Source organism: Pseudorhizobium xiangyangii (assembly GCF_020531965.1).
GTDB classification, from domain to species: Bacteria; Pseudomonadota; Alphaproteobacteria; order Rhizobiales; family Rhizobiaceae; genus Neorhizobium; species Neorhizobium xiangyangii.
Genome location: NZ_JAJAWH010000051.1, coordinates 1 through 9,938, shown reverse-complemented (window position 1 = coordinate 9,938; position 9,938 = coordinate 1). Strand labels below are relative to the sequence as shown.

8 protein-coding genes and 3 pseudogenes are annotated in these 9,938 nt (G+C 57.5%); 8 read left to right on the top strand and 3 right to left on the bottom strand.

Going from position 1 to position 9,938, the window contains the following annotated elements:
* Positions 1-81 precede the first annotated feature (81 nt).
* Positions 82-255: pseudogene (locus tag LH464_RS24935) on the bottom strand (hypothetical protein); the annotation flags it as partial.
* Positions 256-957: 702 nt separating this feature from the next.
* Positions 958-1,800: pseudogene (locus LH464_RS23550) on the bottom strand (oxygenase MpaB family protein).
* A gap of 336 nt (positions 1,801-2,136) precedes the next feature.
* On the opposite strand from LH464_RS23550, the pseudogene LH464_RS23545 reads away from it, so the two are divergent.
* From LH464_RS23545 to LH464_RS23530, 4 genes and pseudogenes are all read left to right on the top strand, one after another.
* A pseudogene (locus tag LH464_RS23545) lies at positions 2,137-2,220 on the top strand (type II toxin-antitoxin system VapC family toxin); the annotation flags it as partial.
* 138 nt (positions 2,221-2,358) lie between these two features.
* Positions 2,359-2,856: a ribonuclease H family protein gene (locus tag LH464_RS23540; protein ID WP_226788849.1), complete on the top strand. Its 498-nt coding sequence runs from the start codon at positions 2,359-2,361 to the stop codon at positions 2,854-2,856.
* Positions 2,857-2,952: 96 nt separating this feature from the next.
* The gene (locus LH464_RS23535) at positions 2,953-3,501 is read left to right on the top strand and encodes a DUF2380 domain-containing protein (RefSeq protein ID WP_315859749.1); all 549 of its coding nucleotides are present in this window, start codon (positions 2,953-2,955) and stop codon (positions 3,499-3,501) included.
* A gap of 350 nt (positions 3,502-3,851) precedes the next feature.
* Positions 3,852-4,709 (top strand): fumarylacetoacetate hydrolase family protein, encoded by an 858-nt coding sequence (locus LH464_RS23530; protein ID WP_226788847.1) that lies wholly within the window; start codon positions 3,852-3,854, stop codon positions 4,707-4,709.
* 38 nt (positions 4,710-4,747) lie between these two features.
* On the opposite strand, the gene LH464_RS23525 is transcribed toward LH464_RS23530, so the two are convergent.
* On the bottom strand, positions 4,748-5,455 hold the full coding sequence (locus tag LH464_RS23525) for a GntR family transcriptional regulator (protein ID WP_226788846.1): 708 nt from the start codon (positions 5,453-5,455) through the stop codon (positions 4,748-4,750).
* Between the two features lie 97 nt (positions 5,456-5,552).
* On the opposite strand from LH464_RS23525, the gene LH464_RS23520 reads away from it, so the two are divergent.
* From LH464_RS23520 to LH464_RS23505, 4 genes are read left to right on the top strand one after another with little or no spacing between them, the layout of a single operon-like run.
* Positions 5,553-6,572, top strand: coding sequence for an ABC transporter substrate-binding protein (locus LH464_RS23520; RefSeq protein WP_226788845.1), 1,020 nt, complete (start codon positions 5,553-5,555; stop codon positions 6,570-6,572).
* On the top strand, positions 6,569-7,387 hold the full coding sequence (locus tag LH464_RS23515; RefSeq protein ID WP_226788844.1) for an ABC transporter ATP-binding protein: 819 nt from the start codon (positions 6,569-6,571) through the stop codon (positions 7,385-7,387). Before LH464_RS23520 ends, LH464_RS23515 begins: the two co-directional genes overlap by 4 nt.
* A complete protein-coding gene (locus LH464_RS23510) occupies positions 7,374-8,231 on the top strand; it encodes an ABC transporter permease (protein ID WP_226788843.1) in 858 nt (285 codons plus the stop codon). The genes LH464_RS23515 and LH464_RS23510 overlap by 14 nt, the downstream gene beginning before the upstream one ends.
* Before the next feature lie 34 nt (positions 8,232-8,265).
* Complete coding sequence (locus LH464_RS23505; RefSeq protein WP_226788842.1) at positions 8,266-9,432, top strand: mandelate racemase/muconate lactonizing enzyme family protein; 1,167 nt, start codon at positions 8,266-8,268, stop codon at positions 9,430-9,432.
* The last annotated feature ends 506 nt before the right edge of the window (positions 9,433-9,938 follow it).

Below are 9,938 nucleotides of genomic sequence, written 5' to 3'. Positions count from 1 at the left end.
CTGCTGGCACATGGGCAGCAGCATCTCGTATCGGGTGTGTGGCGTCCAACGACAGTTATGAATCGATAAGGTCGCATCGATTCACGACAATGATGGGTTAAGTTTTACCGTGGCGCGTGTGGCCCGATGGTCAGTCCGACATCTTGTAGATTTCGCATTGTCCTGGCGGTCGCGCAGCCCCTTGTGGGACGCATGGCGCAGCTCTCCGTCCTGCGTCCAGGCACGGTATTCGATCTCGGCGATCAGTGTGGCACTGGTGAGCACCAGCTCTGGCTCGGAACGCGCGTCGGCGGCTGCTCAAGACGTGCGAAGCGTTCAAGCGGAACGTCCCTCGCAGGGACAGTCGGTCCCGGTTCCCGGGCTGGTGCCCGTCGCTATGCTGACCCTCCTGCGGCTGTCCGGGATCTGCGATTGACGTGACGAGAATTCCCGAAACCGCGCCCTTTTGGGGCGCCGCTATGCTGGTTTCTCCGATATTCTTCATTTTTCGAGCCCGGATCCCGGCCACTGCCGGTTGATCCAGGCGAACGGCGGGACTAGTGCAACATTGTTGTGGCACTGCGTGTCCTTTGTGCAAGAGCCATCCCGCCTCGCAATTGTTCGAGAGGGTTTCGTGTGCAACGGTATCCGGCACAAGGGATCAATTCCGAGGAAGGTTCGTTGGCTCGTGACGAGCGACACGCCTGCCACCGGATCAGTGTCGATGGGAGTGAGGCGCACCCTCGGAGTGCCGACCTTCTCGATCGTCATCTGCGCGCGCCGATCGCCGTCTACCTCTTCGCCCATCTGATCTCGAAGTTGATAGCATCTCCATCGCGCTTTCCGCCTCCATATCACCAATTTGACGATATTCCCGAGCAGATCCGGCTGTTCAACTGCTTAGCTCAAACGGGAGATCGTCGGTCCTATTCCGATCAAGGCCCCCTTGTGTATAGACGTCCTTTCACCACCGTGAGTTTACACTCGTTGGTAGAGATAGTCCTCAGCGAGTCCAAGCCGTCGACAAGCTTGTACAGGCGGCGAGGAGCGCAAGAGCAAGCGATCGGTTGCCTTGGCAGCTTGCGCGACAATCATGCGTTCAACTCGGTTGAGATTATAGGAGGAACCAAGCTCCAGTCGCTCGCGAACCCATTGCGGTAGAATCTCCACGGCGGCTTTCACCAATAGCCCCTGAAAAGGCCCCATCGGCTTTGGAAGGGCCGGTACGTCTTGCATTATTCGTATAAATTCCGGGATAATTGGGGACGTTTCGAGTCGTGGCTTCATGCTCAGGAACAGTGCATCGAGTTCGGCACTCGACGCGGGAGCACCTATTGCGCCGTAGAGTTTCGCTGCCGGCTACGCCTCGGCAAACGCCGCATCCTGCTCGGGTGCTGACAACGGTCGTGCGAAACGGTGGTAGGCCTCGATGAAGCCGAAACCAGCGGTTGCCTGAACCCAGTCGAGGAGATCCTGGTCGTTGGCATTGTAGCGCTCACCGGAGCTCGTGACGCCCTCGACATTACCATGGCGACGGACGACGCCCGCAATCATCGCCTCCGCCTGACTTCGCGCACCATATACGGTGACCATTGCTGCAAGACCAGTGCGTTGCAATCGCGTTAAGGCATCCTTGCGAAACGAGCTGTGCTGCCAGACGCCATCGCGCACCTTTGGCTCGGCAAATTCCAGTAGAACAGCGCTGACCCCGCCGATGAACAATGTCACCTGGTTCTTGAATATGCGCCAGGAGACAGAATTGGGTGGGACAAGCGCCTGCTCCCCGGCAGGTTGGGAAAAATCGAAAGAGTGTCCGGACATTCCCAAAAGATCAGCGGCGGCCTTGTCGATATGATCATGTACAAACGGCGGTAGGGGTAATGCCGTTGATTGGTGGAACATCAGTGCCTCCTTTTACGAAAGAAGACATCGCGGCGACGGAAGTTCCCGACAACAACCGTTCCTCTTGCATCTGGCACAGCTTGATTGCGTCCTCGATAGCATTCAGCTCCAGGAGAACTGGTTTGAGCCAATCGTCAATGCGATCTCGTCCCGCCGGAAGGACTTGGCACGATGCGCCTAGTGATGCCGATGGTAGTCAAGATAGGCAAAGGTCGCCCAGAGGTAGTTTTCGTCTTTGAGACCGACGTTGATGCGACGCTTGCCATTACCGATCTGCATACCGAATTGGCAGCAAGCTTCGACTGGGGGCATCGCGAACCCTGGGATCGGATTCTCGCTGGGGCTGCATTTCCCTAGGTTTGAACTATACGCGAGGTGCGAGACCTGAGACCCGCAGACACGGCCTTTTTTGTTGCCATGAAGGTTGCCGCGTGTGAAGGCTGACGCAGCTTTTGTCACTAAGGACAAGATTGTCGGATGCTGTCGCCTGCCTCCCCGCTTGAAATCTTCACCGACGGTTCGTTCTGGGCCACGAAGCATGCCGGGGGATGGGCATTCGTCGTGCAGCATGGCAATCGACGCATCCATGTTCAGCACGGCAGGGGGGTCGGCAACTCCAACAACTCCTTCGAACTGATGTCCGTTATCGAAGCGATGAACTGGCTGGCTCGTACCGGAGAAGGATACAAGGCAATTATCTGGACGGACTCCGCCCATGTCGTCGAGGGATGTCATCATTGGAGAGCCATCTGGCGCAACAACGGATGGAAGCGCGTCACCGCCGATCAAAGAGTACGAAAGCGCAGTATCCCGGACGCCGAGTTGTGGAAGCGACTGGACGAATTGCTGAACCGCCATCCGGAAGTGGCGGTCTCGTGGTGCAAGGGACACTCGGGTCTTATTGGCAACAACCTTGCCGACGCGTTGGCACGAACCGCTGTCGACACTAGAGGCGGTGGATTTCGGTTTCCCTGACCAAGCGCTCTCTGGTTCCCGTTCGACCCTTGGCCATTGCTTAGGGTGGCAGGCGAATTGATGTTAATGTGTTGAGAGCCTGACGTGGAGGATCCAATGCGCCAGGGGCGATGTCTTCGTATCTCAATGTCCTGCCGTTTCTTCGTAACCGGCGGATTTTCCCTGATGTTGACAATTGCCATCGGGAGCACCTCGGCGGGCGTTGCCTATACCGCGGAGCCAACCGTGCTGGCCATATCCGATTTCGCGTTTATAGACACGTCGGGGGAAGTTAGAGACCAACGCGACGAGCACGCAAGGCGACTGACGGCGTTTGGAGCGACACTTGAAAATGCCCTTTCCACCAGCGATGGGATCAATATTGTCCCACTTGCTTGTGAAGGCGGAGAATGCACAGCGAGGGCCGTAGGACTGGAGGCGTTATCACTCGAGGCGAGAAGAGCCGGAGCACGATATCTGCTAATCGGAGAAGTCCGGAAAATGAGCACGCTGATTGGTGGACTTAAGTTCGCTGTCCTGGACCTGGCTACCAACAGGCCGACCTGCGACCGCTTCCTGAGTTACCGGGGCGACACCGATGAGGCGTGGCAGCGAGCCGCAAGCTATGCTGCGTCCGAGATCGCGAAACGCTGCCTGCCGGCATAAGGCCCTGATCTTCGAAGCATGTCGCGGTGTAAGAATGGATATGAAGGAAGGGAGCGAGGATCAGAACCTTAAGCTACCTTCCTGGATAAGACCTCAGGGTGCGTTGACTCTGAAGTATCGCTGGGAGTCCGCCTCTGCCGGGGCTCCCTCGTGGCCGCTCAAATTATTGAATCGAACTCAGAGCGATATGAGACACATCCTGCGCTGCGACATGTCGATGCGGGCGCCGTGACAAGAATGGTCGAGGGAAGCGGCGTCATGAAATCAATCGAGAAGATAATGCATTATTTCTTGTAGGTAGTAGAATAATGTTTTACCTGTTGATGATCGTAGGTTTGAGGAGAACGAGTATGCAGATTTTGAGGTTCGAGGCCGCAGGTCAGGAGCACGTAGGCGTGCTGGACAGCGGAAAGGTATATGATTTGGCCAAGCTGGTGCCGGGGACGTCAGGCGATATGATCGCTGTCCTCAAGGCCGGGCGAGCACTTATGGAACAGGCACGTGATGCGCTGCCGCGCGCCGAAGGCATCGCGCTGGAAAGCGTGAAGATCCTCTCCCCGATCGAGCGCCCGGGCAAGTTCATCTGCATGGGCCTGAACTATCTGGAACACGTCAAGGAAGGTGGTCGCGACATCCCTGAATATCCGACGCTTTTCCTTCGAGTGCAAACGAGCCTGCTGCCGCCGGATGGAGAAATCCTTCTTCCGAAGGTCTCCGAAAAGCTTGATTTTGAAGCCGAATTGCTCGTTGTCATTGGAAAGACGGCGCACAACGTCTCGGAAGATGAGGCACTTGACTACGTCTACGGTTACACCGCATTCAATGACGGCTCCTTGCGTGATTACCAGCGGCGCACAACTCAGTGGACCGCAGGTAAGAATTTCGATGCGACTGGCCCCTTCGGTCCCGTGATTGTGACTGCGGATGAATTGCCGCTGGGCGCTGTAGGTCTGTCAATCCGCTCGCGCCTCAATGGGAAAATCATGCAGGACGGCAACACCAAGGATCTGATGTTCAGTGTTGCGCGCATCATCTCGTATGCATCGGAAGTCATGACATTGAAGCCGGGCGATGTCATCGCGACTGGCACACCCTCAGGCGTCGGTTTCGCCCGCAATCCGCCTGTTTTCATGAAGGCCGGAGATCTTATCGAGATCGAAATCGAGGGCATTCCAACCCTGTCGAACCGGATCGCCGTGGCCGCCTGACCTTAGAACTACAGCTAAGGCGGCCCGTCCGGGCCGGCTTAGCTGGCCTTCTCAAAGTAGGCCTCGACAACTGCCAGCGTGCGTTGGTAGTGAGCGGTCAGAAGCTCCACCGCCTTATCCGCGTCTCCATCCAGTGCGGCATCCGCAATTTCGTTGTGCTCCGCGCTATAGGTTTGCCGCGCCTGGGGGGAAATCGAGGCGATGTGCCGATAGCGATCGGAACGCTCGCGCAACTCCTCACAGAATTCCAGTATGATACGGGAATTGCAGGTCACCAAAAGCGCATTGTGGAAAGCGTGGTGGCGCGGTTCCCAGTCTGGGTTCGGCCGTTGGGTGTCTCCCTCCAAAAAGCGCGGCGTTCTTGATAGCCGGTAGAGGCTGAGCACGATCCCTTCCTCCCAAGCCTCTGTGCGGTTGCGCATGGCTTCGCGTAGCGCGCAAGATTCCATGAGGCAACGTCCGCGTACGATTTCCCGCCATTGCTCGATCGAGATGGATGCCACGGAGAAACCACGCTGGTCTTCCAGTTCAACCAACCCCTCGGCGGTGAGACGGTTTAACGCCTCGCGCACTGGATTGATGGTGGCCTCGTAGGACTGGCAGAGCCAGTCGATGCGCAGCCGCGAGCCCGGCGGAAGTGTTCCAGAGAGAATATCGAGCCTTAAGGCTGCGAAGACGGCGGACGCCGCGGTGATCTTGCCGCCGGCGGGTCTGGTGGCAGGTTTGGCCTGAAGTGTCCTAGACATTGTTCCCTCGGGAAATAGGCTGATTCATAAAATGCATTTTGACTTTCTGTAAGCTGTATAATACATGATTTATGTGGAGCAAGGAGGAGGATATAATATGCGCACTCTGAAATTTGTAAAATACCTGTTGGCAGCGTCCATCGTCGGGCTTTCCGGTGTTCCCGCATCTGTAGTTGCCCAGGAATCCAAGGATGTGACCTTCGTGGTCGCCAACCCGTCGGCCATCAACATTATTCCGGTCGCGGTCGCCATGGGAGAAGGTTACTTTGCCGAGCAAGGGCTCAACGTGAATGTCGAGGCTCTTAATGGTTCTGGCGCGGTGTTGCAGGCGCTGACCGCCGGTCAGGGACAGATCGGCAATCCCGCCGCCGGTCCGTTCCTCGGCGCGCGCGCTCGGGGCATCGATATAACCTTCATCTACCGTCTCAACCCTAACAGTTCGCTAAGCATGGTCGTAAAGGAGGAGGCGGCCACGCAGAAGCCGGAGGAACTGAAGGGCAAGGTTATCGGGATCGGCACGGCCGACGGCGCGGAAGCATCCTTTGCGCGTTCGATCTTCGGTGATCTCGGCATGGAGGAAGGCAAGGACTATTCGTTCCTCGTCGTCGGTGATGGCGGTCTTGCGACGGCCGGCTTCATGCGTGGGGATATCGATGCTTATGTCGCCGCCACTAGCGATGCCGCCATTCTCAACAGCCGCGGCCTTAAGCTGCGTAACATCACGCCAGAAAGATTCCGCGTGTTCTTCGGTAATGGCTTCGCCGCCATGGCTGACTATATTGAGAAGAACCCGGACGTGATCGAAGGCTTCGGTAAGGCCGTGGTCAAGGGTGCGCACTTCGCCGCTGACCCCGCCAATATTGACAAGGTCATTGACCATGCTGCGACCGTTAACCCGCAGGAAGGCGAGGATCGAGCCTTTTCCAAGGCGCTGATCGAGCAGATCGTCGTTCGCCAGACCCCGTTCGACACGGCCAAGGGGTACGGCTACCAGGATCTCGAAGCATGGCAGGCCTGGCAGGAGAGCCTGGTCTCTTCTGGCGAAATGAAAGAACCGCTCCCTGATTTGAACGCCATCTACACCAACCGCTTCGTTGAAGCCTGGAACTCGAAATGATGGCGGCTCACCTCGCTAAGGAAGAGGGCGCGCCATTGGCGCCCTCGATCTACAGTCTACGAGGCGTTGGCAAGGTTTATGCGCGCCGCAGCCTCGTTGCCCTCGAAAATGTCAATCTCGACCTGCGCAAGGGGAATTTCTATTCGGTCATCGGTTCGTCCGGTTGCGGTAAGTCGACACTGCTCAAGATCATGGCGGGATTGACCTCACCGACATCGGGCAGCGTCGTCCTGACGGGCAAGCCCGTTGTCGGGCCACGACGGGATATCGGCATGATGTTCCAGCAAGCGACGCTGTTTCCGTGGCTGACGACGATCGACAACATCCTGCTACCGATCCGCATACGTGACGGCAAGGTCGCCGCTCGCGCAAAGGTCGGCGACGCTCAGGCACTGCTCGATCTTGTCGGCCTCAATGGCTTTGAAAAGGCTTACCCCTCGGAGCTTTCTGGCGGCATGGCGCAGCGTGCGGCGATCTGCCGGATGCTGATCACCGAACCCGCCGTGCTCCTGCTCGACGAACCATTCAGTGCACTCGACGAACTGGTGCGCGATTTCATGAATATGGAACTGCAACGCATCTGCATGGAGCGCGACGCGACGGCATTCCTGGTGACCCATTCTATCGCGGAAGCGGTCATTCTTTCCGATACCGTGTTCGTCATGGGCGCCCGGCCGGGCCGAGTGATCGAGGCGGTCCACATTGACCTTCCGCGTCCGCGAACGCTTGACATGGTCACGAGCCCCGCCTTCGGCCGCTATGTGATCCATATCCGCGACCTTCTCAGCCAAGGAGCCAGTCATGAGCACGTTTGATATGCACGGCTCCGAGGCCCCCGTGGAGAGCACGGTCTGGAAGGAAGAGATCTCGCTGATCGACAGCATTCCGCAACCCATCGCTATCCTTGGGCTTGGCCTGGTCGTTGTTCTGATCTGGCACTTCGCCACGGCAAGCGGCGTGGTTTCGAACATCATCCTGCCGTCACCGTTAGAAACGTGGCGTGAAATCGTTTTCGTCGGAACCAATCTCGTGACCGGCGGCTATATGCTGGCCGCCCTTTGGGTGACCATGCAGGAAGTGCTGATCGGTTTCGTGCTCGCCACGCTGATCGGGATCGGTTTGGGCGTAATTGTCGGCGAAACCCGGTTCGGTGAGCGTGCCGTCATGCCTTACCTCATAGCCATCGACACGATGCCGAAAATCGCGTTCGCGCCGCTTTTCGTCGCTTGGCTCGGCTTCGACATTTCCTCGAAGGTTGCGCTCGCAACGTTCGTGTCCGTCTTTCCCATCCTCGTAGGCACCGCTGCAGGCCTCAACAGTGCCGACCGCAATGCCCTTAACCTCTTTCGTACAATGGGCGCCACGCGCTGGCAGACGCTAGTGCAGATGAAGATGCCGGCTGGTCTGCCGCACGTCTTTACCGGTCTAAAGATCGCTTCGCTTAGCGTCATGGCCGGTGCGATCACAGGTGAGTTCCTTGGCGGCGGCAAGGGTTTCGGCGAGTTGATCCGCGTCGCGGCGTCACAGCTTCACACCCCACGCGTCTTCGCGCTTATCCTCTATCTTAGCCTTCTCGGCCTTGCCATGTTTGGCACGGTAAGCCTGATCCAGCGAAAACTGGTCTTCTGGCACAAGGACAGCCGCGACGCCGGCGAATAATAGGAAGCACATTCTGACACTCTGGAGTTTATTAATGCCCCGTATAGTGGAAATTCGCGAGGTGACGAAACCTATCTCGTCGCCGATCCGTAACGCCTATATCGACTTCTCCAAGATGACCAGCAGCCTCGTTGCGGTGATCACCGATGTGATCCGCGACGGCAAGCCAGTCGTCGGCTATGGCTTCAATTCCAACGGTCGCTACGGCCAGGGCGGCCTGATCCGCGAGCGATTTGCCGATCGCATCACGAGCGCCGATCCGCAGACGCTGCTGGACGAGTCCGGTGACAACATCTCGCCTGAGAAAGTCTGGGCCGCGATGATGACCAATGAGAAGCCAGGCGGTCATGGCGAGCGCTCGGTTGCCGTCGGGACCATCGACATGGCCATATGGGACGCGGTCGCCAAGATTGCAGGCAAGCCGCTTTTCCGCCTACTGGCCGAGCGCGCAGGTCGTGAAGCCAACCCCAAGGTGTTCGTCTACGCCGCCGGTGGCTATTACTATCCTGGTAAAGACAATTCGGCATTGCGGCAGGAAATGCGCGGCTATCTCAACCGTGGCTACAACGTCGTGAAGATGAAGATCGGCGGCGCCTCAGTGGATGAGGATGCCAAGCGCATTGAATCTGTCCTCGACGAAATCGGCTCTGAAGCGCAACTTGCCGTGGACGCCAATGGTCGCTTCGATCTGGAAACGGCAATAAGCTACGCTAAGATGCTGCGCCAGTTTCCGCTGTTCTGGTACGAGGAGGCAGGCGATCCTCTCGACTACCAACTTCAGGCGGCACTCGCCGAATTTTATCCGGGTGCCATGGCAACCGGCGAGAACCTGTTCAGCATGCAGGACGCCCGCAACCTCATTCGTCACGGTGGAATGCGGCCCGATCGCGACTGGTTGCAGTTTGACTGCGCACTTTCCTACGGCCTCGTCGAATACCAGCGAACGCTCGACATGCTGAAGGCTCATGGTTGGTCGCCATCGCGCTGCATCCCACATGGCGGTCACCAGATGTCGCTTAACATCGCTGCAGGCCTCGGCCTTGGTGGCAATGAGAGTTATCCGGACCTTTTTCAGCCTTATGGCGGCTTTCCGGATGGCGTAAAGGTTGAGGGCGGCCACATCGTCATGCCCGACATTCCCGGCATCGGCTTTGAGGGCAAATCCGATCTCATCCGCGAGATGCACGCTCTCTCCGCGTGAGAAGAGGCGCTCGGTCTCCCGTAGACCTCGGGAGGCCGCTTACATGGTCGTGAACGGACGCCTCAGGAGACTTCCCCCGAACGCGCCGTGCCATCAATCTGGCGCGTTTAAAAGCCTGGATGGGCTTCTCAAAGATTGACCAAGCCGTACAGCGTCAATCAACTAAGGGAGAAGCTGCTTCAATTGCTGGGACTAAATACCAGATAAGGACCTACGAGAACGAAGGAATGTACTCCCCTGCGATTGTCCAGGAGAGCCGTCCAACCTCGATGTCGGAGAAAGATGGCCAAATTCAAGAAAGATAGCGGAGCCATGATCCCGCCAGACGTTAGAAGCGAGCGAGATAGGAGGGCGGCCCGGTAGGGCAGGAAGAGAGCTGATGACAATTACGAAACCTAGCTTATTTTCAGATTTTCGTATTGTTTCCAGTAGGATGGAATGGAAATCAGTGCTTGTGCTACCTAATGACGGAAATCAATGGCGAGCGCATGACCTAGCGTTGTTGC